Raw genomic sequence first — 19,988 nt, 5'->3', positions numbered from 1 at the left:
GTCACTCCGTTCCGGTGGGTGCGGCCGCGGCGCGGGACCGCAGCTCGTCGGGATCGAGGCCGCGGTCGACGCCGTGCGGGGACACGGTCTGGCCCGGTTCGAGGGCCAGCTTGCGGTCGTCGAGGTGGACGTCGACGAGGTCCGGTTCGAACGAGACGAACCCGGACACGCGCGCCACCTCGGGCCACGCCTCGGGGTACGACCACGCGGCGCGCTTGCGGGAGCCGATGTCGAAGTAGCCGGCCAAACCCTTGTAGGGGCAGAAGGTCTGCCCCTCGACCGGGGTCAGGGCCGCCTGGTCGACGTCTTCGCGCGGCACGTACCAGCGCGGCGCGAAACCGGACTCGTAGAGCACGACCGGGCGATGGGTGTCGGCGACGACACGATCGCCGTCGCGCACCACGAGGTGCCGGGACGTCCGCCGGATGTCGACGCGGTGGTACGGGTCGGCCGCGTGCCCGAGGATCCGCTCGTCCTCCTCGTAGAAGGCGTCCATCGCCCGCCAGGCGAAGGCGACGCGGTCGCGCAGCACGCCGGCGTGGTCCGGGAGCCCGGTGTACTGCCAGGCCGCCCGCGGCGCCTCCCGCTCCCCCGCCCGCACGGTGAACCACGCGGCCGGGCCGAGCTCGCGGTGGGTCGTCGTACGCGGTTCGGTGCCGAGCACGCCGTCGGCGACGTCGGCGCGCGGGAAGTACGCCACCGGGTAGCGGTTCGGCTCGTGCAGCAGCACGACGTCTTCACTGTCGGCCACCCATTGCCCGCCGAAGCGCACGCGCATCCGGCGGCGTAGCGGCTCGGCGAACAGCAGCCGCTCCGGCAGCGGCTGCGGCACCAGGAAGTGCCCGACCGACCGCTCCGAGAGCGGTCCTTGCTGCCATGACAGTCCCATAACCTGCCCCTTTCCGGCTAACCTCTTCGATTAGCTTTACTGGTTAGACACCGAACCACAGGATGATGTAACCTGTCAACTACGAGTTGGGAGGTTAGACCGATGGGCTTCGAGAAACTGCTGATCGACCTGCTGAACAGCACCCCCGTGCGCAACGGCGCACCCGAGGACGACCTGGCCGACGTGGCCGCCGGCCGCGAGTGGCTCGCCGCCCACGGCCAGCCGGCCTCCGAAGAGGAGTGGCACGCGCTGCGCGAGGCGCGTGCCGTGCTGCAGCGGATCGTGCGCGGCGAGGACCCGGCGGCGACGGCCGCGCCGCTCGTCGAAGGCCTGAGCTACCGGGCACACTTCGCGGACGACGAGATCCAGTGGGAGCTCGATCCCGCGCCGGGCCATTCCGCCGCGTCCCGGGCCGTCCTCGCCTGGGCCGACCTCACGAAGGCCGGCGGGAACCGGCTGCGCCCGTGCGCGAACCCGGAGTGCCGGCTGTTCCTGATCGACCACAGCAAACCCAACAGCGCCCGCTGGTGCTCGATGGCGGTCTGCGGCAACCGCATGAAGGCCCGGCGGCACTACCAGCGCTCGCGCGCCGAACCCGCGGAGTGAAACCGTGCCCAGACTGCTGTCCCTCAACGTCGGGAAACCGAAGGACGTGCCCTGGCAGGGCCGGACCGTCCACACCGGAATCTTCAAGTACCCCGTCGACGGCCCGGCGATGGTCCGCCGGCTCAACATCGACGGTGACGGCCAGGGCGACCTGGGCGGCCACGGTGGCGAGAACCGCGCGGTGCTCGTCTACCAGCGCCAGTCCTACGACTTCTGGCGCGCCGAGCTGGGCCGGGACGACCTCGAATACGGCCAGTTCGGCGAGAACTTCACCGTCGACGGCCTGCCCGACGACGAGGTGCACATCGGCGACCGGTACCGGATCGGGGAAGCCGAGCTCGAGGTCACGCAGCCGCGCGTCACGTGCTTCCGGGTGGGGATGCGCCTCGGCGAGCCGCGGATCCCGGCACTGCTCGTCGCGCACCACCGGCCCGGCTTCTACCTGCGGGTGATCCGCGAAGGCCGGGTCCGGGCGGGCGACGAGATCGTCCGCACCCGGACCGGGCGCCACGAGATGAGCGTCGCCGACATCGACGCGCTCCTCTACCTGCCCGGCCGCGACACCGCCGATCTCCGCAAGGCCCTCGACATCCCGGCGCTCAGTCCCGGCTGGCAGGGGTCGTTCCGCGACCTGCTCGCCGGGCACGAACACGAACACAAGCCCGAAACCGTGGCCTGGACCGGGTTCCGCGAGCTGCGCGTGTCCCGCGTCGTGCCGGAGAGCACCACCGTCACGTCGATCCACCTGACGGCCGCGGACGGCGCGCCGCTGCCCCGGCCCGAGCCCGGCCAGTTCCTCACGCTGCGCGTCCCCGGGGCCGGTGACCCGGCGCCGGTCCGCAGCTACTCGCTCTCGGCGATGCCTTCGGACACCGAGTACCGCATCAGCGTCAAGCGGGAGGACCACGGCACGGTGAGCGGCTTCCTGCACACCCGGCTGACCCGCCGGTGCGGTCCTGCCGGTCGCCGCGCCCCGCGGCGACTTCGTCCTGGCCGAAGACGACTCCCCGGTGCTCCTGATCTCCGCCGGCATCGGCGTCACGCCGGTCCTGGCGATGCTGCACACGCTGGCAGCGGCCGGCAGCACCCGCGACGTCCGCTGGCTGCACACCACCCGCTCGGCCGCCGAGCACGCCTTCGCCGCCGAAGCGCACACGCTGCTCGCCGGTCTCCCCCACGCCCGCGAACACGTCTACTACACGGCGGAAACCCCGCCGTCCGGTACCGCGGGCGCCCGGCGGGGCCGGCTCGACCGGGCCGCTTTGTCCACTTTGGACCTGCCGGCCGACGCGACCGCATACGTTTGCGGTCCCGAAGGTTTCATGTCCGCGACGCGGGACGCGCTCGTCGGGCTCGGCCTGGCGCCCGGCCGGGTCCACAGTGAACTGTTCGGCGCATTGCCGGCGATCAACCCCGGGATCGTCGGCGCCGTCCACGCGCCACCCCACCCACCGGCCACGCCGCCGGGCACCGGCCCCCGGGTCACGTTCGCCCGCAGCGGGCTGACGGTGCCGTGGAGCGCGGACTACCCGAACGTCCTGGAGTTCGCCGAGGCGTGCGACGTGCCGACCCGCTGGTCGTGCCGCTCCGGCGTCTGTCAGACGTGCGTGACGCCGGTGCTGTCGGGCGAGGTCGGGTACGAACCCGACCCGCTGGAGGATCCGCCGGCGGGCACGGCGCTGGTGTGCTGCGCCCGGCCGCGGTCGGACCTGGTGCTGGACCTGTGACCGCCCGGACGGCGTACTCGCGAGAGCCGTGGCAGTCTCGGGTCCATGACGTCAGAACGGTTCGAAGTGACCCGCAAGGTCGAGGCGCCGCCGGCGAAGGTGTTCGCCCTGCTGACCGACCCCCAGGGGCACGTCGCCATCGACAGCTCCGGGATGCTGCAGTCCGCGGACGGCGAACCGGTCCGCCGGGTGGGTGACGAGTTCGTCGTGCACATGGACCGCGAGTCCCTCAACGACGTGCCGATGGGCAAGTACGACGTCACGGTGATCATCACCCGGTACGAGCAGGACAGCCGGCTGGAGTGGACGATCTCCGGCACCATCCAGCCGCCGATCCGGCACCTCTACGGCTACCGGCTCGAGGCGGACGGCACCGGCACGCTCGTGACGTCGTACTACGACTGGAGCCAGATCGAGGAGCGGTACCGGGACAAGATCACCTTCCCGATCATCCCCGAAACGGCGTTGCGCGCCACGCTCGGCATCCTCGCCCGGACGGTCGAGTGACCAAGGTCGAGTGACGGCATGGAGTAGCGACTCAGGTCGGGTGCCCGGGGTGATCACGCGGACTAAAGTGAGCTCACCCCGATCACCGGAGGGGCCGTGGAGCTGGAACTGCGTCACCTGCGCGCGCTCGTGGCCGTCGCCGATACGCGCAGTCTCACCCGGGCCGCCCGGGTGCTGCGGGTTTCCCAGCCCGCGCTGTCCGGGCTGCTGCGGCGGGTCGAACGGTCGGTCGGCGGCCTGCTGTTCGTCCGCTCCCCCACCGGCTGCGTGCCGACGCCGCTGGGCGCGGACGTCGTCGCCGAAGCACGCACCGTGCTCGCCGGGGTCTCCGCGCTGACCGAACGGATCGGCGAACAGCGGACGCCCGCCGGGCCGTTGCGCGTCGGCGGGTACTGCGGCTTCCTGCACCTGGCCGTCTCGCGGTGGCTGCGGGACCAGCCGTGGTGCCACGGCGTGAGCGTGCAGGAGGACCAGGACGAGGCCGTCGCGCTGGCGCGGGTCGCCGCGGGCTCGCTCGACCTGGCACTGGTCTACCTCCCGCCGTTGCCGGACGCGGTCGTGCCGGACGGCGTCGGGAGTGTCGTCGTGCACCCGCGGGAGCCGGTGTTCGTGATCCTCGCGCATGACCACCCCCTGGCGCGGAGCCGGACCGTGCCGTTCGCCGGGCTCGCCGAGCACCCGTGGGCGGACGATCCGCCGGGCACCACGCGGTGGTCGGCCTACCTGCAGCGGGTGTGCCGCCGGCACGGCGTCGCGCTCGACCAGCCGCACCGGCCGCAGTGCCTGGCGACGCTGCAGGACCTCGTCCGGGCCGGCATGGCCGTCGCGCCGGCGCTCGCGACGCGCGAGGACCTGCCGGCGACCATCGTCGTGCGGGCCATCGAAGGCGCGCCCCTGTGGCAGGAGCTGCGGCTCTGCTACCGGCCGGGCACGCCGGTGGCGGCGCGGATCGGCGAGATCCACGACGCCGTCGTGCGCGTCTACGCCGGCCGGCAGGGCTGCAGTGCCGCGTTCGACCGCTGGTGGCGCGAACGCGGCCGCGAGCTGCTGCCGGCCGGCTGAGCTCAGACGGTGACGCGCCAGGTGCTGTTCGGCGACGGGACCTCGAACCGCAGCGTCGAGCAGTCGTAGTCGGCGGGCCGCGGGTTCGCGGTGGGCCGCAGCGGCGAGTTCGTCGCCGACGCCGCCACCCACTGCCCGGCGACCCGCAGCCGCAGCGAGCTCGACTCGAACACCGCGCCCCGCGCGTCCGCGCAGTAGTAGGCGTTGCCGGTCGCGGGGTCGCGCGTCGAATAGAGCTCGAAGATGTCCCAGCCCTCGTCGAGCCCGCTCTGGTCGCTGCCGCTCTGGGTGAACAGCGTGTCCCACGCGCCGGTCTTCACGTTGCGGAGCGACGCGGTCCAGCTGTTGGCCGTGGTGTTCGTCCGGACCTCCTGCACGGTGTAGGCCGGGTGCCCGTCGACAGTGCTGGTGTAGTTCGCGAGGAACGCGCTGTCGATCGGCACGACCTTGGCCGGCGACACCGACCGGCACCAGTCCCACGCCCAGATTTGCGCGGCCTGGCCAAGCCCGTAGGCGGTGACCACCTCGACGCACGAGTGCCCGGTGGGTTTCACGGTCGGCGCGTAGACGACGTCCGACGAGTGGGAGATACGCAGGTTCGGCGTGACGCTCTGGGTCACGATCAGGCCGTCGGCGCTGGTGGCCGGCTGGGGCTCCGGGCCCCAGAAGGTGTGCTTCTGGGCGGCGGCCCGGGGCGCCGCGCGGCCGGCCCGCGCCCGGCGGATCTCCAGGAACCGGTCGGCCGCGGGGCCGGCGGCGGCCTTCGCGGCGGCCCCGGTCAGCCCGGGCACGGTCCCGCCCGGCGCGGACATCGGCGCAGCGGCGGCGATGGGGACGGCTGCGGCCGGGACGGCGGCGGCCGGGACGGCGGCGGCCAGGGCGAGCACCGCCACCACGGCGGCGCAGAAGACGGTGGACAGTTTCCGCATCTCGGCATCTCCTCGTCGGCGAAGGAAACCGCGCGGACGGTGGGGAGCGGGAGGACGCCGTCCGCGGGCCACCGGAGGTTAGGCCGGGCTTTCCCTTGTGCGGCAGCGACTTTCGACGGGTCGGAGCGCGTCGTCGCAGGTCACCGGGGTCATACGTTTTGCGATGGCGAGGCGTTATGCCCCGTTCGGCGCAGCACCGCGTCCGGAGTGGACGGACGCGCGTTCGGCGCGGCGGCCCGCGCGGATGGGTGCGGCACCCGTTCGGGCCAGTCCGGTCCCAGGTCATGGGCACGGTTGCGCATGGCCGCATGGAAGGGTCCACTCGGCCGAGCCACTACTACCGCGGAAGGACCACCATGTCGGTCACCGACGACCTCCTGGCCAACAACGCCGAGTACGCCGCGCAGTTCTCCGGGCCGCTGCCGCTGCCGCCCGCCAAGCACGTCGCCGTCCTGGCCTGCATGGACGCCCGCATCAACGTCTACGGCGTCCTCGGCCTCAACGAAGGCGAAGCCCACGTCATCCGCAACGCCGGCGGTGTCGTCACCGAGGACGAGATCCGGTCGCTGGCCATCAGCCAGCGGCTGCTCGGCACCGAGGAGATCATCCTCATCCACCACACCGACTGCGGGATGCTGACCTTCACCGACGACGACTTCAAGAAGTCGATCCAGGAGGACGTCGGCGTCAAGCCCGCGTGGGCCGCCGAAGCCTTCACCGACCTCGACACCGACGTCCGCCAGTCGATCGCGCGGATCAAGAACAGCCCGTACATCCCCAAGAAGGACTCGGTGCGCGGGTTCGTCTTCGACGTCGCGACCGGGAAGCTGAACGAAGTCGCCTGACGGCGTTCAGGCGGTGAACGGCGCGGGACCGAACCGGCCCCACGCCAGGAACGCCGCGAGCGCGAGGTAGGTCAGGTTCAGCGCCACGAACTTGCCGGCACCGTCGTGGCGGAGGTGGGTGATCATCGCGCCGATCATCAGCACCACCCAGCAGGCGGCGGTGACCGGCACCAGCACCGGCGCGACGCCGGCGAGAGCGGGCAGGACCAGGCCGATCGCGGCCAGGAGCTCGAGGACCCCGAGGGTCTTCACGAAGCCGGCACCGAAGTCCCCGGTCCACTGCCCGCCGGGGATCCCGGCCAGTTTCTCCTTGGCCACGAAGGTCTTGCTGACCCCACCGGTCAGCGCGACGACGGCGAGCAGTCCGGCGACGATCCACAGTGCGAGGTTCACGGGGTTCTCCTTGAGGTCTCGGTGATCGACCTCGAGATGCCGCCGGACCGGAATTTGCGACACCTCGCGAGACATTGCGGAAGGTGAGCACGCGACTACGTCGAAGACGTCGAAATCGCACCTTTCGGGCGACGAAGGTGATCTACCCCAACAGGGCGTAACGGATCACCCGCTTGGTCGATAGTCCGTTCGTGTCCGGGACGCCCGGACCTTTACGAGGGGACCCATCGCTCATGTCTCGACTCCGCCTGGGAGCGCTCATCGCCACCGGGGCCGTCGCCGCCCTGATCTCCACCGGGTGCTCCAGCACCTCCGGGACCGCCGAGCCGGCCGGCGCGTCCGCCGCTCCCGCCGCCGCGTCCACCTCCGCCGAGGCCAAGGCCGCGTCGCTCGACGCCAAGCAGGCCGGGACCGCCGTGGTCGCCGCCGCGAAGCAGGCCAAGGCCGTGCACGTCCGGGGCACCGTCTCCGAGGGCGGGAACATCAACCTGGACCTGCAGCTCAACCCGGACAGCGCGAGCGGCACCATCGTGAAGGACGGCCTCGAGGTCCCGGTGCTGCGCGTCGGGGACAAGTACTACTTCCGGTTCAGCGAGTCGCTGATCAAGGAGGCCGGGATCCCGGCGTCGCTGAGCAAGCCGCTCAAGGACAAGTGGGTGCCCTCGACGTCCCAGATCGGCGCCGGCATGGGCGAGGCGTTCAAGCAGTTCCTCGACTACAAGACCTTCACCGACAACACCATCGGCGAGGTGGACTCGGCGACCTTCTCCGGTGGCGAGCAGACGACCGCGGGCGGCGTCCCGGCCCTGAACTTCACCAGCTCCGACGGCTCCGCGACGGTGGCCGCCGCCGAGCCGCACTACCTGTTGCGCATGCAGGAGCCGAAGAGCGGCACGATGGAGTTCAGCGACTGGGACAAGCCGACGACGGTCACCGCACCGAAGGCCTCGGAGATCTACTCCGGCCCGGGCGCCTGACCCGGCCGACCCCCGAGCCCGGCAGCGACGCGCTGCCGGGCTCGGTGTCGTTTCAGGCCTTCAGCGCCGCCAGCTCCACCCGACGACCAGTACGCGACGACGCCAGCCCCGCCTCGGCCAGGTGAATGCCGCGCGCGCCGGCCAGGAAGTCGTACGGGTGCGGCTCGTCCGCGGCGACGTGGCGGACGACCGCGAGCCGGAACGCCGTCTCGAGCACGCCGAGCGTGAGGTCGGCGACCAGCGGCGCGACGACGTCCAGGTCGGGCGCGCCGGCCAGCCGCCCGCGGACGTGTGTCTCGAGCTCGCTCAGCCACCTGATGCGGTTTTCGTAGGCCTGGCCGAGCACCACGCGGGAGCTGACCATGATCCGGGTTTAGGCGGCCGCTTGTGCGAGCGCTTCGGCGTCCATCCCCGCCAGGTAGGCCGACACCGCGGCGTGCAGGCCTTCGAGCAACGGCTTGTTTTCCTTGTCCAGCAAGGCGAAGAGCGCTTCACGTCGCTCGGCGTCGTCCGCGGCGAGGACGTCCTCCTTGGCCGTGAAGTACCGGAAGAAGCTGGCCCGGGAGACGTCGGCGCGCCGCGCGATGTCCTCGACCGTGGTGGCCTCGAAGCCCTGGGTGGTGAAGAGGTCGAACGCGGCCCGGCGGAGGGCCTGCTTCGCGATGGTCTTCTTGCGCTCGCGCAAGAAGACCATCGGGACGTCGCCGGACGAGCTTCCAGTCGGCATGCCGGAAGCCTACCGACGCGCCGGCGTTTCCCCCGGTGGCGCAAGAAAGAATTGGCGCAAAAGAAAGTCCCGCTTCCGCTCGGCGAAGGCTGAGGGGGAGTTGCCTGCGAGCGGAAGCGGGAGTTCGAGGCCGGTACGGGGGTCGCCTCGCGGCGAGTGGCGCGACACGGCTCCGGCGGACCGGACTTCCGTGAAGGCTGGGGTGAGGCCCGGGGACCCACCCGTACCGACACTCCTTACAACGCCAGGGAGAACGCGGTGTTCCCGCGCCGCACGGTGACGTGCGGCACTCGCGCCGGGGTTTGCCCGTTCAGCACCCGGGTATTCCGGTGACCACGCCGAACGAAAGAGCTTCCGTGTCCATGTTGACCGTCCTGTTCGGCGTCGCCGGACTGCTCGCGCTCGCCGCCGCGGTGTTGCCGAAGCTGGTCGCCGAACGACCGTTCTCGACCCCGCTCGTGATGCTCATCGCCGGCATCGGCCTCGGGCTCCTCCCCTTGCCCGCGCCCTACGGCGGCGGCTGGACCGACCCCACCGCGCACCTGGAGAGCGTCGAATCGTTCGCGCAGCTGGGCATCCTGGTGTCCCTGGCCGGCGCCGGGCTGTCCGTGGACCGCCCGTTCGGGTTCCGCGCCTGGGCGTCGACCTGGCGGCTGCTCGGGATCACGATGCCCGCCATGATCGTCGTGGTCGCGGTGCTCGGCTGGTGGTGGCTGGCGCTGCCCGCCAGTGCCGCGCTGCTGCTCGGCTCGGTGCTCGCGCCGACCGACCCGGTGCTGGCCGGGGACGTCGGGGTGCCGTCACCGGACGTCGAGCCGGGACTGGCGCGGGACAACGAGATCCGGTTCACCCTGACCACCGAAGCCGGGCTCAACGACGGGCTCACGATGCCGTTCGTCCTGCTGGCCCTCGCGCTCGCCGGGCAGCGGGCGGGCGTCGACCTGCGGTGGATCCTGGTCGACCTCGTGCTGCCGGTCGCGGTCGGCGTGCTCGTCGGGCTGGCCGCCGGGTGGGTGCTGGGCTGGGCGATGTTCCGGGCGCCGTCGTCACGGCTGCGGCTGGCCGAGTACGCCGACGGGCTCGTGCTGCTCGCCCTGGCGTTCCTGCCGTACGCGGTCGCGGAACTGGTGCACGGCAACGGGTTCGTCGCGGTCTTCGTGGCCGCCGTCGCGGTGCGGACGCAGGAGCGGTCCCACGAGTACCACGGCGTGCTGCACTCGTTCGGCCGGCAGCTGGAACGGCTCTTCGTCGCGATCGCGCTGCTCGGGCTCGGCCTGGCCATCGGCGACGGCCTGCTGCAGGGCATCACGGTGGTCGAGGTGGTGCTGACGGTGGTCGCGGTACTCGTGGTCCGCCCGGTGCTCGGCTGGCTGTCGCTGCTCGGCTCGTCGGCCGGGCGGCACGCCTCCCCCGCCATCGCGTTCTTCGGCGTGCGCGGGATCGGCACGCTGTTCTACCTCGCCTACGCCCTCGACCGGTTCCCGGTGCCGCGGCCGGACGTCCTGTGGCGGATCGGCGCCCTCGCCGTCGCGCTGTCGGTGGTGGTGCACGGCATCCTCGCCGAACCGGCGATCCGCCGGATCGAGTCCCTCGGCGGCCACCTCCCGGTCGGCTGACGCCCGTTTGTCCCCGGCTCCCGCGGGTAGCCCCCGGGCATGAGCCCAGACGAGGACGCCGTCGTCCGGCACCGCCTCCACGCGAAGTTCGCCGGTCCGTCCTGGCTGCAGCCGTGGCTCGAGCGCCACAGCGGCCTCGACCTCGACGCGACCGGGCTGCACGTCCACCTCGGCCCCTGGTCCGTCTCGACGCCGCTGGCCAACCTCGCCGGCGCCGAAGTCAGCGGGCCGTTCAAGCCTTGGCGCGCGCTCGGCGTGCGGCTGTCGCTGGCCGACCGCGGCCTGACGTTCGGCACGAACGCGGCCCGCGGCCTCTGCGTCCGGTTCCGGGAGCCGGTGCCCGGCATCGAGCCGTCCGGGCTGCTGCGGCACCCCTCGCTGACGGCGACGATCGCCGAGCCCGACCTGGTCGCCGACGTCCTCAACCAGGCGATCGGCGCCTGACTCAGCGCCCGGGCAGCCGCTCGAGCAGGTGCCGGACCGGGAGCGTCATCGCGCCCAGGCCCAGCGCCGGCGTGACGCCGTCCTCCGGGGCCGCCAGCCGCCGCTCCAGCTGGGCCAGCAGTTCGCGGCCGCGGTCCAGGTCCACCGGGTGCCCGGTGGTGCCGACGGCGCGGACGACGTCGGCGACGCTCTCGATGAGCTGGGCCAGCGCGTCGCGGGTGTCGGGCCACGGGAGGACGAACGTTCCTCGTGCTCCGATGCCGTCCGGACCGCGCCGATCAGCTGCTCCACCGGAGGCCAGAGCGCGATCAGCGTCTCGGTCCGGCGGTCGTGGTCGTGGCCGGAGCGGGGGTGCCGCCGCCGCAGGTTGAGGACGCGCTCCTCGCGGGTCTGCCGGACGGCGTCCGTGGCCGCGGTGACCAGGCTGCGCAGCTCGCGGGCCTCGCCGAGCCAGTCCTCGACGTCGTCGGGCGGCTCTTCGGCGCGGATCAGCGCGGCCGTGCTGTCGAGGAACGCCGCCATCGCGGTGGCCAGCCGGCCGGCGGCCGCGGCGATGCGCTGCCCGAACAGCGGCGGGTACACCAGCGCGTTGACCGCGGCGCCGATCGCCGCGCCCAGCGCCGTCTCGATGAGCCGGTCGCCGAGCAGAACCGTCGGCGTCCCGTAGGCGATCAGCAGCATGCCCGTGACGCCGACCCAGACCCCGGAGTCGCCGAAGCGGCGCCACGACCCGGCCAGCAGCCCCAGGAACACCACCAGCCCCAGCGCCACCGCGGGCCACGGGATCAGCTGCCCGGCGATCCCGGCCAGGACGACGCCGGCGGCGACCGCGCCGACCTGCTGCGCCCAGCCGCGCACCGACCGGTAGACCGTCGCCTCCACGAGGAACACCGCGGCGTAGGGCGCCAGGAAGGGCTGCGGCAGGTGCAGCACCGCCGTCGCCAGCAGCCACGCCCCGGTGGCCGCGAGGGTCGCCTTCGCCGCCTGCACGAGGACGTGGCGTTCCCGGCCCGGGACGCGGAAGGCGCGCGTCAGCCAGCCCAGCGGCGTCCGGACGCCCTGGCCGAGGACGTCGTCGCCGGCCGCCGATGTCATCTGGTCCACCCGCCGCGACTACCCGGCCCGGCGCCGGTCCACGCATGATCGCCCGGAATCCGGGTACTCGGGACGCATGATCACGTGGGAGGCCAGACCGGCGCACGGTCTGCTGGAAACCGCTCCGCCGAAACCGCTGCCGCTGCCCCGCTCCACCGCTTCGATCGGGTCCGACCTCCGCACGCTGTACGCGGCGGGCGCGCTCGACCTGCCGCAGCCCGGCACCGGCGGGCTCGTCGGCCGCTGGGCCGCGCTGGCGGCGCTCGGCCGGATCGACCTGACGCTCGCGCGGCTGGCCGAGGGGCACACCGACGCCGTCGCGATCCTCGGCGAAGCCGGCCTGATCCCGGTGCCCGGCGCGCTCTACGGCGTCTGGGCGGCGAAGTCCGGCGGCACCGGCGCGACCCTCGAGGACGGCAGGCTGGGCGGCACCGTGCGGTTCTGCTCCGGACTGTCCCTCCTGGACCGGGCGCTCGTCGCGGCGGGCGACCGGCTGGTCGACGTCGACCTCACCGACCCCGGCGTGCAGCGGCACCCGGACACCTGGCAGGCGGTCGGGATGGACGCCTCCGACAGCGGCGACGTCGTCTTCGACAGCATCCTGGTGTCCGCCGACGCGCACATCGGCCCGCCGGACTGGTACATCGGGCGGCCCGGCTTCGCACTGGGCGGCGGCGGGGTCGCCGCCGTCTGGCTCGGCGGCGCGGCCGGCGTCTTCGACGGCGTCGTGGCGTACCTGCGCGAGTCCGGCCGCGCCGACGACCACCAGCTGGCCCACCTGGGCGCGATGCACGCCGCGCTGCGCTCGGCCGAGACGCTGCTGCTGCAGGCGGCCGGCACCATCGAGCAGGCCGCCGACCCGTGGCACGTCGCCAGCACGTGCCGCGCCGGCGTGGAGCACGCCGTTCGCGAGATCCTCGACCACGCGCCCCGGCTGACCGGCGCGAGCCCGCTGGGCCGCGACCGCCGGTTCGCGCAGCGGCTGGCCGACCTGAGCGTCTACGTCCGCCAGCACCACGCCGAGCGCGACCTCGCCGCGCTGGGCCGGCAGGTGCTGGACGCCGTGGAGGACGTGTGACACCCGAGACGGCTTGGACCCGGGAGCTTCCCGGGTGGACGGACGACGCGTTCACCCGCGCGCTGGTCGTCGCCGCCCACCCGGACGACGAGACCCTCGGCGCGAGCGGCCTGCTGCAGCACCTGCACCACGCGGGCACCGCCGTGACGCTCGTCGTCGCCACCGACGGCGAGGCCGCGTTCCCCGACGCCGGGCCCGAGGAACGCCGGGAGCTGGGCCGCACCCGGCGCCGGGAACTGCGGGATTCCCTGCGGGAGCAAGGACTTTCCGACGTCGAACCGGTCTGGCTCGGCCTGCCCGACTCCGGGCTCGCCGAGCACGAGGGCGAGCTGGCCGACGCGCTGCGCGAGCACGCCGAAGGCCGCGACCTCGTGCTGCTGCCGTGGCCGGAGGACCCGCACCCGGACCACCGCGCGGCCGGCCGGGCCGCGCTCGCCGCCGCGCCGGTGAACGCCCACCGCTGGTCCTACCCGATCTGGCTGTGGCACTGGCGGGATCCCGCGGATGAGAAGCTTCCTTGGCCGCGGGCCCGGTCCTACCGGCTGACCGGCGCCGAGCGCACCGCGAAGGCCGCTGCCGTCGCGGCGTTCACCTCCCAGCTCAAGCCCGGGCCCCGGGGTGAGGACCCGATCCTGCCGCCGGAGGTCCTCGCGCACTTCGACCGGCCGGCCGAGACGTTCTTCCGCGAGCCGCCCGCGCGGTCGGCGCCGGTGAGCCGGTTCGCGCAGCTGTACGCCGCCGACGACGACCCGTGGCACGTCGCCGACGGCTGGTACGAGCGGCGCAAGCGCGCGGTGCTGCTCGCTTCCCTGCCGCAGGAGCACTACGGCACGATCGTCGAGCCAGGATGCGGCCTCGGGCTGCTCACCCGGGACCTGGCGGCACGCTGTGACCGGCTGGTCGCGTTCGACCCGGTTCCCGAAGCCGTCACGCGGGCCACTTCGTTGCTCGCCGACTTGTCGCATGTGGACGTCCACAGTGGATCTGTTCCGGGCGGCATCCCGGAGGGACCGGTGGATCTGCTGGTGTACAGCGAACTGCTGTACTACCTGGACGACGCCGACCTCACCGCGACCATCGAAGCGTCGGCGGCGGCGCTGCGGCCGGGCGGGGACCTGGTCGCCGTCCACTGGCGGCCGTGGGCCCCGGAGGCGCCCCGCGACGCCGCCGAAGCGCACGGACGGCTTCTCGCGCACCCGGCGTTCGACCAGGTGGTGGCCCACACGGACGAGGCGTTCCTGCTGCACGTGCTGAGGCGCCGGTGATCACGGCGGTCGGCGTCGTCGTCCCGGCCCGGGACGAGCGGGACCTGATCGAGCCGTGCCTGCGCGCGCTCCGGCAGGCCCTGTGGCGGCTGCCCGCGCGGGTCGAGCGCGCGGTGTGCGTGGTCGCCGACCGGTGCGCGGACGACACCGCCGCCCGCGCCCGCGCCGTGTTCGGCGGCTGGGCGACGGGCCGGGTCGTGGTCACCGGCCGGGAGCGCACCATCGGCGAGGTCCGCGACCTCGGCGCCCACGCGGTGCGGACCGAGCTGGCCGGGCACGCGGCGTCGCAGGTGCTGCTGCTCAACACGGACGCCGACACGCGGGTCGGCTCGGGCTGGGCGCGCGAGCACCTGCGCCGGTTCGAGCGGGGCGCGCACGCGGTCACCGGCCCGGCCGAGCTGGCGGCGCCGTTCCCGGGGTCACCGCACGCGGCCCGCCGCTACCACGGGGTGGTCGCGGGCGGGGTGAACGTCTACGGCGCCAACCTCGGCGTCCGCGCGGACGCGTTCGACGCGGTCGGCGGCTTCGGCGTCTGCCGCACGGGCGAGGACCACGACCTGTGGCGACGCCTCGGCGAAGCCGGGTTCCGCTGCCGGGTCGAGCCCGCGGCGGTGGTCCGCACGAGCGCCCGCCTCGACGGCCGCGCTCCCGAAGGGCTGGCCGCACTGCTTCGTACGTTGCGGGAGGAACCGGTCGCCTGACGATTACCCCGGCCCCCGGTGGGTACGCACGAGGATGACGTCCGAAAGCCTGGTAGTGATCGGCAGTGGCGCGGCCGGGGTGTCGGCCGCCCGTGCGTATCGCGAAGCCGGTGGGAGCGGCGAGGTCCGCCTGCTCACCGCCGACACGGATCCGCCGTACGAGCGGCCGCCGTTGTCCAAGGACTTCCTGCGCGGCGAGACCGAAGACATCGGCATGGAGAGCGAAGAGTTCTTCACCGCGCAGGACATTTCGGTCTCGCTCGGCGACCCGGTCGTCGAACTCGGTGACCACCGCGTCCGCACCGCCGCCGGTCAGGAGCACGCCTTCACCCGCTGTGTGCTCGCGACCGGCGCCGAACCCGTGCGGCCGGACATTCCCGGCGCGGAGCACGTCGACGTGCTGGTGCTGCGTTCGGCGAAGTCGTCGCGCGAGCTGCGGAAGGTCGCGTCCGACGCCCGCAGCGCGATCGTCGTCGGCGCCGGGTTCATCGGCTGCGAGGCCGCGGTTTCGCTCGTGCGCCTCGGGGTGCAGGTGACCGTCGTCTGCCAGGAGAACGTCCCGCAGGAAGCCCGCCTCGGCCGCGACGCCGGGATCCGGATCCTGCGGTGGCTCAAGGCCGAAGGCGTCAGCGTGCTGCGCGGCACGACGCTGGAGTCGATCGAAGCCGGGCACCGGATGCGCTCGGACCTGGTGCCGGTGCTCGACGCCGGGCTCGTCCTGCTCGCCACCGGCATCCGGCCCCGGAGCACGCTCGCCGAGAAGGCCGGGCTGACGATCGAACAGGGCCGCGTCCGCACCGACGCCCGGCTGCGCACCAGCGCGCCCGACGTCTTCGCGGCCGGAGACGTCGCCTTCGCGGACAACACCGCCGCGGGCCGCGCCCTGGCCGTGGAGCACTGGGGCGAGGGCCTGGCCATGGGCGCGATCGCCGGCCGCAACGCCGCCGGCGAGTCCGAGACCTGGGACGACGTCCCGGGCTTCTGGTCCGAGATCGGCGACCGGGTGCTGAAGTACGCCGCCTGGGGCGACGGCTTCGACCACGCCCACCTGGTCGAGCGCGACGGCGGCGGCTTCACGGTCTGGTACGAACGCGCCGGCGCGGCGGTCGGCGTCCTCACCCACGAAGCCGACGACGACTACGAGCGCGGCGAGGAGCTGATCCGGAAGCACGAACCGGTGCCCATCAGGAGCTAGAGCGGATTGAGCGTCACCGCAGCGGCCGGGCCCGATCCCGGATCTCCTCGAACAGCTCGTCGACGCGCTCTCGGACGCAGGGACCGCCGTCGGGGCTCGTCCAGTAGCGGCGGATCGTGCCGACCAGGCGGTAGCAGACGTCGACGGGGACCAGGTAGCAGTCCGTGCCGCACCCGGCGTCGTGGAACAGGATCGCCTCGACCTCGGGCTCGGCCGCCGCGAGCAGCGGGTGGCCGGCGGACAGCTCGGTCCAGAGGTCGAGGGTCACCAGGCTTTCGGCGGCCCCCGCCGGGCCCGGGTGGAACGCCGCGACGCCCGCCCCGCGGCGCAGGAAGAACGCGAAGCCCGCCGGGATGCCGAGGCCGGCCCAGTCGATGGCGGCCACCGGTCGGTCCGGGTCCCACAGGTACCGCTCGGGCACCGCGCGGTACCGGGGGTCACCGCGGCGGCACTCGATGAAGAGCAGGAAGCAGGCCCGGCACGCGCACACCAGGCCGCGGCGGCCGGTGTCGACGAGGTGGCCGTGGCGCGAGGCGACCGGCGTCCCGCACAGCTCGCACTTCTCCAGCCACGCCGAACGTTGCTCCGGCACCGGGCCCGGCTGGTCCGCGCGGTGCGGGAAACCGGTGCGGGAACTCATGAAGCCCGCCCTTCCGCGGCCGGCCCCCAGCCGGGCGGCGGGCCCATGCCGATCTGGAAGAGCGCCGCGGGCTCGGTCAGCTCGACGCCGGCGAGCTCCGGGGCGGCGTCGAGGACCGCCGTTTCGAGGAGCGCGTCGGCCGCCGCGGCACCACAACCGCGGCCGCGGGCCACCCGCACCCGCGCGACGCCGTCGCCGACGCCCAGGAGCTCGGCGTCGGTGCCGAGCCGGTCCAGGGCCCGGCGGACCCGGGTACCCGCGTCGTGCGGGTGCAGGTCGTGCAGCACCAGGAGCCCCGCCAGCAGGCCGTCGCCGGCGAGCTCGTCGAGCAGCGCCGGGTCGCGCACGCGCAGGAGACCGGCGATCCGGGCGAGGCCTTCGCCGTAGAGGTTCATCAGCTCCCGCACGATCTCCTCGGCGGGCTCCCGGCCGGGGCCGCCGAGCAGGACGGCCAGCAGTTCTTCGACGCGGTCGCCGACGGCGCGGACAGAAGGCATCGCCGTCACCAGCTGGTGGCCCGCGACGGCATGCTCTGCGGCTCCTCGGCGCCCGGCTTGGTCCGGATCTCCCGCAGGATGCGGATCGCCGAGCCCGACACGGTGCTCGCCGCGGCCGGGGCGCCGGCGCCCGCCGGGTCCTCCATGAAGGGCATGAACTTGTCGGGGAAGCCCGGCATGGTGCAGCCGATGCAGATGCCGCCGACGTTCGGGCAGCCGCCGACGCCGTTGATCCAGCCGCGCTTGGGCACGTTGCACTTGACGACCTGGCCCCAGCACCCGAGTTTGACCAGGCACTTCGGCGAACCGTGTTGCTCGGCGAACTCGTCCTGCTCGTAGTACCCGGCCCGGTCGCAGCCTTCGTGGACGGTGTTCTGGAACAGCCACTTCGGGCGCAGTGCCTCGTCGACGGCGATCACCGGCGCCCGGCCGGACGCCTGGAAGAGCAGGTGCAGGATGGTCTCCGAGAGGTTGTCGGGCTGGGCGGGGCAGCCGGGGACGCACACGATCGGCAGGCCGGCCTTGGAGCGCCAGTCCCAGCCGAGGTAGTCGGGCACGCCCATCGCGCCGGTCGGGTTGCCCGCCATCGCGTGGATGCCGCCGTAGGCCGCGCAGGTGCCGACGGCCATGACCGCCATCGCCTTGGGGGCCAGCCGGTCGAGCCACTCGCTGGCGGTCACGGGCTGGCCGGTGAGCGGGTCGTTGCCGAACCCGGACCAGAAGCCCTCGGTCTTGTTCGTCTCGTCGGCTATGGAGCCTTCGATCACCAGGATGAACGGCTCGAGTTCACCCCGATCGGCTTTGTGCCACCACCCGATGAAACTGTCCCGGCTCTGTTCGGGACCGCACTGGAAATCGAGGAACGGCCAGTGCATTTCGATCTTCGGCAAGCCGGGAAGACCGCCGAGAACGATCTCTTCGATACTGGGCTGGCTCGCCGCGGTCAACGCCACCGATTCGCCGTCGCAGCTCAGACCGCCATTCATCCAGAGAATGTGGACGGTGGGCGGTTCATTGGGTGAGTCATTGACGGGATCGGCCTGCGGGCCGTTGCCGTGCTGCGGGGCCCTGTCCATCGATGCACACCTCTGAAGGCTCGGGAACTTCAGGAAATCCCCCCTCGGGACGGCCCGACGGACGCCCACCGTAGACCTGTCCGGCAGTGGCGGCAAGAGTGTCCTGGGCCGTCCGCGACAGAACTGGGACGGCTCGCTACTCCGTTCCGGGGTCGGGGAAAGTCCCCCGCCCGGCTACACTCGGAGGACACCGGAAGGGGCACTTCGAGTGGTTGAGTCGGCTGGTCGGTCGCGCGGCGAGGCGATCGAGGTGGTATCGGTCGAGGTCAGCACGAAAGTTTTTCCGGCCCGCCCGTCCGCCGTTCCGCAAATCCGGGAATTCCTCCGCGGCTGTCTCGCGGACTCGCCTCTCGCCGAAGCGGAAGATCGCGAACTCGGAAACACGATCCTCAGCACGCTGCTGGCCGCCGCGGGACCGGCGGGAATGATCGAAATCTCGTGCCGGAAATACCCCGGCCGGGTCGAGTTCGACGTCCTGCCCTCGGCCACCGCGCACCTCGACCCCGCCGTGCCGGAAACGCCGGTTCCGGAGGTTTCCGGCGAAGCCGCGGCGAGCTTCGCCGACTGGATGGCGGAGGCGCTGCGCCGGACGGGCACCACCCGGGAGGCCGCCGCGCAGCGGCTCGAGGTGTCGGTGAAGACGGTGAACCGCTGGATCGGCGGGCAGACCGAGCCGCGGCTGCGCGAGCTGCGCCGGATCCAGGAGCAGTTCGGCGACGTGCAGCTGCGGTGACGCGCGGACACAAGTGTCCCGGCGTCAGTTGTCGCTCGCCCACGACCCCGGCGTCGCCAGCTCGATCGTGCACCCCGAGGCGTCGGAGCTGATGTCGAGCCACTCGCAGATCTGGTCGGTCAGCCACAGCCCGGTGTCGGAGCAGCGCAGGTCCGGCGGCCGCGACCCGAAGAACGCGGGCAGGTCGAGCGGCTCGTCGCTGTGCAGCGTGCACACCACGCGCCCGGCGGCCGGCCGGACCCACACGGCCGCCCGGCCGATGCCGTGCTCGGTCAGGTAGGTGATGGCTTCGCCGACGGCGATGCCGAACATGGCCACGGCGTTCTCGGGGTGCAGCAGCGGGCCGGCCTTCTCGAGCACGTAGCGCCGCACGGCGACCAGGTCGCCCTCGAAGCGGAAGATGTCGGCTGCGTCGCCGGGTGGCGGCGGGGAGGCGGGAAAGCCGTCGACCCGCTCGGGCACGGCGAACTGCGCGGACGGCTCGGCCTTGCCGCCGACGAGCAGCTCCGGGTGCGCGCGCCGGGCGTCTTCGATCGCGCCGGCCTCGAAGATCCTGGTGTCGTACGGGCAGAGCATCCAGATCCCGGTGTCGGCGAGGGCCACGTTGAACCCGGCCTCGGTGTGCCGCCATTCGGCCGCGCCGACGCGGGCCGGTTCGGCGAGCACGCGCACCGCGCCGCCCGGCGCCGTCGACCGGTAGCGCGTCCAGTACCGGTGCAGCGCGGCCGCGAGCTGCGGCGGACGGCGTTCGAAGGAGGCCGGCTCGACGAGGACGATCTTGCCCGCGTCGGCGCCCAGGACGTCGTCGAGCAGCTCCTGGTTGGCCTCGGTCGTGCCGACCAGCACCGGCTCGCCCCGCCGCAGCCCGTCCCGCGCGAAGGGGACCGCCATCGCGAGGAACTCCGCGTCGCTGCCGTAGACGTAGCTCTGGTGCCGAAAGTCTGTCTCGGCGGGGACGGACGTCGGGGTCGCCATACGCGCTTAAC

At 73.1% G+C, this 19,988-nt stretch carries 23 protein-coding genes and 2 pseudogenes; 15 read left to right on the top strand and 10 right to left on the bottom strand.

Features of this window, described 5'->3' with window-relative positions; all coding sequences use genetic code 11:
* Position 1: 1 nt before the first annotated feature.
* Positions 2-889, bottom strand: coding sequence for a DUF427 domain-containing protein (locus ACLJQZ_RS40245; protein ID WP_410626003.1), 888 nt, complete (start codon positions 887-889; stop codon positions 2-4).
* A gap of 102 nt (positions 890-991) precedes the next feature.
* Between ACLJQZ_RS40245 and ACLJQZ_RS40240 the strand changes: the two genes are divergently transcribed.
* The 6 genes and pseudogenes from ACLJQZ_RS40240 to ACLJQZ_RS40215 all read left to right on the top strand — a co-directional run bounded on the left by ACLJQZ_RS40240 (position 992) and on the right by ACLJQZ_RS40215 (position 4,791).
* The gene (locus tag ACLJQZ_RS40240; protein ID WP_410626001.1) at positions 992-1,495 is read left to right on the top strand and encodes a CGNR zinc finger domain-containing protein; all 504 of its coding nucleotides are present in this window, start codon (positions 992-994) and stop codon (positions 1,493-1,495) included.
* A 109-nt stretch (positions 1,496-1,604) separates the two neighbouring features.
* A pseudogene (locus ACLJQZ_RS40235) lies at positions 1,605-2,078 on the top strand (MOSC domain-containing protein); the annotation flags it as partial.
* 472 nt (positions 2,079-2,550) lie between these two features.
* Positions 2,551-2,772 (top strand): annotated as a pseudogene (locus tag ACLJQZ_RS40230) (sulfurase); the annotation flags it as partial.
* A gap of 45 nt (positions 2,773-2,817) precedes the next feature.
* Positions 2,818-3,222: a flavin reductase family protein gene (locus ACLJQZ_RS40225; RefSeq protein WP_410626108.1), complete on the top strand. Its 405-nt coding sequence runs from the start codon at positions 2,818-2,820 to the stop codon at positions 3,220-3,222.
* Positions 3,223-3,267: 45 nt separating this feature from the next.
* Positions 3,268-3,729 carry an SRPBCC family protein gene (locus ACLJQZ_RS40220; RefSeq protein WP_410626000.1) on the top strand — a complete coding sequence of 154 codons (462 nt, stop codon included), beginning with the start codon at positions 3,268-3,270 and terminating at the stop codon, positions 3,727-3,729.
* Positions 3,730-3,825: 96 nt separating this feature from the next.
* Positions 3,826-4,791, top strand: a complete 966-nt coding sequence (locus ACLJQZ_RS40215; protein WP_410625998.1) for a LysR family transcriptional regulator — start codon at positions 3,826-3,828, stop codon at positions 4,789-4,791.
* Between the two features lie 2 nt (positions 4,792-4,793).
* Here the strand turns inward: ACLJQZ_RS40215 and ACLJQZ_RS40210 are convergent, their stop codons facing one another.
* Entirely contained in the window at positions 4,794-5,720 is a 927-nt protein-coding gene (locus ACLJQZ_RS40210) for a carbohydrate-binding protein (protein WP_410625996.1), read from the bottom strand.
* 356 nt (positions 5,721-6,076) lie between these two features.
* On the opposite strand from ACLJQZ_RS40210, the gene ACLJQZ_RS40205 reads away from it, so the two are divergent.
* Complete coding sequence (locus ACLJQZ_RS40205; protein WP_326948164.1) at positions 6,077-6,565, top strand: carbonic anhydrase; 489 nt, start codon at positions 6,077-6,079, stop codon at positions 6,563-6,565.
* A gap of 6 nt (positions 6,566-6,571) precedes the next feature.
* On the opposite strand, the gene ACLJQZ_RS40200 is transcribed toward ACLJQZ_RS40205, so the two are convergent.
* Positions 6,572-6,958, bottom strand: a complete 387-nt coding sequence (locus tag ACLJQZ_RS40200) for a DoxX family protein (protein ID WP_410625994.1) — start codon at positions 6,956-6,958, stop codon at positions 6,572-6,574.
* Between the two features lie 233 nt (positions 6,959-7,191).
* Here ACLJQZ_RS40200 and ACLJQZ_RS40195 point away from each other — a divergent pair, with 233 nt between their 5' ends.
* Complete coding sequence (locus tag ACLJQZ_RS40195) at positions 7,192-7,935, top strand: hypothetical protein (protein ID WP_410625992.1); 744 nt, start codon at positions 7,192-7,194, stop codon at positions 7,933-7,935.
* Between the two features lie 52 nt (positions 7,936-7,987).
* Here the strand turns inward: ACLJQZ_RS40195 and ACLJQZ_RS40190 are convergent, their stop codons facing one another.
* Both ACLJQZ_RS40190 and ACLJQZ_RS40185 read right to left on the bottom strand, forming a co-directional pair.
* Entirely contained in the window at positions 7,988-8,299 is a 312-nt protein-coding gene (locus tag ACLJQZ_RS40190; protein ID WP_410625990.1) for a hypothetical protein, read from the bottom strand.
* Positions 8,300-8,308: 9 nt separating this feature from the next.
* Positions 8,309-8,662 carry a TetR/AcrR family transcriptional regulator gene (locus ACLJQZ_RS40185; RefSeq protein WP_410625988.1) on the bottom strand — a complete coding sequence of 118 codons (354 nt, stop codon included), beginning with the start codon at positions 8,660-8,662 and terminating at the stop codon, positions 8,309-8,311.
* Positions 8,663-9,024: 362 nt separating this feature from the next.
* Between ACLJQZ_RS40185 and ACLJQZ_RS40180 the strand changes: the two genes are divergently transcribed.
* Both ACLJQZ_RS40180 and ACLJQZ_RS40175 read left to right on the top strand, forming a co-directional pair.
* A complete protein-coding gene (locus tag ACLJQZ_RS40180) occupies positions 9,025-10,278 on the top strand; it encodes a cation:proton antiporter (protein ID WP_410626106.1) in 1,254 nt (417 codons plus the stop codon).
* Positions 10,279-10,317: 39 nt separating this feature from the next.
* Entirely contained in the window at positions 10,318-10,722 is a 405-nt protein-coding gene (locus tag ACLJQZ_RS40175; protein ID WP_410625987.1) for a hypothetical protein, read from the top strand.
* Positions 10,723-10,767: 45 nt separating this feature from the next.
* On the opposite strand, the gene ACLJQZ_RS40170 is transcribed toward ACLJQZ_RS40175, so the two are convergent.
* Complete coding sequence (locus ACLJQZ_RS40170) at positions 10,768-11,817, bottom strand: FUSC family protein (RefSeq protein WP_410625985.1); 1,050 nt, start codon at positions 11,815-11,817, stop codon at positions 10,768-10,770.
* Positions 11,818-11,893: 76 nt separating this feature from the next.
* On the opposite strand from ACLJQZ_RS40170, the gene ACLJQZ_RS40165 reads away from it, so the two are divergent.
* The 4 genes from ACLJQZ_RS40165 to ACLJQZ_RS40150 are packed head-to-tail and all read left to right on the top strand — an operon-like array spanning position 11,894 to position 16,056.
* Entirely contained in the window at positions 11,894-12,895 is a 1,002-nt protein-coding gene (locus ACLJQZ_RS40165) for an acyl-CoA dehydrogenase family protein (RefSeq protein ID WP_410625983.1), read from the top strand.
* Entirely contained in the window at positions 12,892-14,160 is a 1,269-nt protein-coding gene (locus ACLJQZ_RS40160; protein WP_410625981.1) for a bifunctional PIG-L family deacetylase/class I SAM-dependent methyltransferase, read from the top strand. The genes ACLJQZ_RS40165 and ACLJQZ_RS40160 overlap by 4 nt, the downstream gene beginning before the upstream one ends.
* The gene (locus ACLJQZ_RS40155; protein ID WP_410625980.1) at positions 14,157-14,861 is read left to right on the top strand and encodes a glycosyltransferase; all 705 of its coding nucleotides are present in this window, start codon (positions 14,157-14,159) and stop codon (positions 14,859-14,861) included. The genes ACLJQZ_RS40160 and ACLJQZ_RS40155 overlap by 4 nt, the downstream gene beginning before the upstream one ends.
* Before the next feature lie 34 nt (positions 14,862-14,895).
* Positions 14,896-16,056 (top strand): NAD(P)/FAD-dependent oxidoreductase, encoded by a 1,161-nt coding sequence (locus ACLJQZ_RS40150; RefSeq protein ID WP_410625978.1) that lies wholly within the window; start codon positions 14,896-14,898, stop codon positions 16,054-16,056.
* A gap of 13 nt (positions 16,057-16,069) precedes the next feature.
* On the opposite strand, the gene ACLJQZ_RS40145 is transcribed toward ACLJQZ_RS40150, so the two are convergent.
* The 3 genes from ACLJQZ_RS40145 to ACLJQZ_RS40135 are packed head-to-tail and all read right to left on the bottom strand — an operon-like array spanning position 16,070 to position 18,269.
* Positions 16,070-16,696, bottom strand: a complete 627-nt coding sequence (locus tag ACLJQZ_RS40145) for a DUF5947 family protein (protein WP_410625976.1) — start codon at positions 16,694-16,696, stop codon at positions 16,070-16,072.
* Positions 16,693-17,193, bottom strand: a complete 501-nt coding sequence (locus ACLJQZ_RS40140; protein ID WP_410625974.1) for a NifU family protein — start codon at positions 17,191-17,193, stop codon at positions 16,693-16,695. The genes ACLJQZ_RS40145 and ACLJQZ_RS40140 overlap by 4 nt, the downstream gene beginning before the upstream one ends.
* 5 nt (positions 17,194-17,198) lie before the next feature.
* The gene (locus ACLJQZ_RS40135) at positions 17,199-18,269 is read right to left on the bottom strand and encodes a hydrogenase expression protein HypE (protein ID WP_410625972.1); all 1,071 of its coding nucleotides are present in this window, start codon (positions 18,267-18,269) and stop codon (positions 17,199-17,201) included.
* Between the two features lie 424 nt (positions 18,270-18,693).
* Here ACLJQZ_RS40135 and ACLJQZ_RS40130 point away from each other — a divergent pair, with 424 nt between their 5' ends.
* Positions 18,694-19,002 (top strand): helix-turn-helix domain-containing protein, encoded by a 309-nt coding sequence (locus ACLJQZ_RS40130; protein WP_410625970.1) that lies wholly within the window; start codon positions 18,694-18,696, stop codon positions 19,000-19,002.
* A 24-nt stretch (positions 19,003-19,026) separates the two neighbouring features.
* Here the strand turns inward: ACLJQZ_RS40130 and ACLJQZ_RS40125 are convergent, their stop codons facing one another.
* A complete protein-coding gene (locus tag ACLJQZ_RS40125) occupies positions 19,027-19,977 on the bottom strand; it encodes an anti-sigma factor RsbA family regulatory protein (RefSeq protein ID WP_410625968.1) in 951 nt (316 codons plus the stop codon).
* Between the last annotated feature and the right edge of the window lie 11 nt (positions 19,978-19,988).

Source organism: Amycolatopsis sp. cmx-8-4 (genome assembly GCF_046548675.1).
Lineage (GTDB): Bacteria > Actinomycetota > Actinomycetes > Mycobacteriales > Pseudonocardiaceae > Amycolatopsis.
This window is presented reverse-complemented; position numbering and strand designations above follow the sequence as displayed.

Coding starts and splice junctions, on each gene's coding strand:
- ACLJQZ_RS40240 (WP_410626001.1), top strand. CDS start 992: ATGGGCTTCGAGAAACTGCTGATCGACCTGCTGAACAGCACCCCCGTG.
- ACLJQZ_RS40135 (WP_410625972.1), bottom strand. CDS start 18,269: ATGGACAGGGCCCCGCAGCACGGCAACGGCCCGCAGGCCGATCCCGTC.
- ACLJQZ_RS40125 (WP_410625968.1), bottom strand. CDS start 19,977: ATGGCGACCCCGACGTCCGTCCCCGCCGAGACAGACTTTCGGCACCAG.
- ACLJQZ_RS40175 (WP_410625987.1), top strand. CDS start 10,318: ATGAGCCCAGACGAGGACGCCGTCGTCCGGCACCGCCTCCACGCGAAG.
- ACLJQZ_RS40245 (WP_410626003.1), bottom strand. CDS start 889: ATGGGACTGTCATGGCAGCAAGGACCGCTCTCGGAGCGGTCGGTCGGG.
- ACLJQZ_RS40190 (WP_410625990.1), bottom strand. CDS start 8,299: ATGGTCAGCTCCCGCGTGGTGCTCGGCCAGGCCTACGAAAACCGCATC.
- ACLJQZ_RS40165 (WP_410625983.1), top strand. CDS start 11,894: ATGATCACGTGGGAGGCCAGACCGGCGCACGGTCTGCTGGAAACCGCT.
- ACLJQZ_RS40140 (WP_410625974.1), bottom strand. CDS start 17,193: ATGCCTTCTGTCCGCGCCGTCGGCGACCGCGTCGAAGAACTGCTGGCC.
- ACLJQZ_RS40220 (WP_410626000.1), top strand. CDS start 3,268: ATGACGTCAGAACGGTTCGAAGTGACCCGCAAGGTCGAGGCGCCGCCG.
- ACLJQZ_RS40170 (WP_410625985.1), bottom strand. CDS start 11,817: ATGACATCGGCGGCCGGCGACGACGTCCTCGGCCAGGGCGTCCGGACG.
- ACLJQZ_RS40210 (WP_410625996.1), bottom strand. CDS start 5,720: ATGCGGAAACTGTCCACCGTCTTCTGCGCCGCCGTGGTGGCGGTGCTC.
- ACLJQZ_RS40205 (WP_326948164.1), top strand. CDS start 6,077: ATGTCGGTCACCGACGACCTCCTGGCCAACAACGCCGAGTACGCCGCG.
- ACLJQZ_RS40130 (WP_410625970.1), top strand. CDS start 18,694: ATGATCGAAATCTCGTGCCGGAAATACCCCGGCCGGGTCGAGTTCGAC.
- ACLJQZ_RS40145 (WP_410625976.1), bottom strand. CDS start 16,696: ATGAGTTCCCGCACCGGTTTCCCGCACCGCGCGGACCAGCCGGGCCCG.
- ACLJQZ_RS40195 (WP_410625992.1), top strand. CDS start 7,192: ATGTCTCGACTCCGCCTGGGAGCGCTCATCGCCACCGGGGCCGTCGCC.
- ACLJQZ_RS40150 (WP_410625978.1), top strand. CDS start 14,896: ATGACGTCCGAAAGCCTGGTAGTGATCGGCAGTGGCGCGGCCGGGGTG.
- ACLJQZ_RS40180 (WP_410626106.1), top strand. CDS start 9,025: ATGTTGACCGTCCTGTTCGGCGTCGCCGGACTGCTCGCGCTCGCCGCC.
- ACLJQZ_RS40185 (WP_410625988.1), bottom strand. CDS start 8,662: ATGCCGACTGGAAGCTCGTCCGGCGACGTCCCGATGGTCTTCTTGCGC.
- ACLJQZ_RS40225 (WP_410626108.1), top strand. CDS start 2,818: ATGTCCGCGACGCGGGACGCGCTCGTCGGGCTCGGCCTGGCGCCCGGC.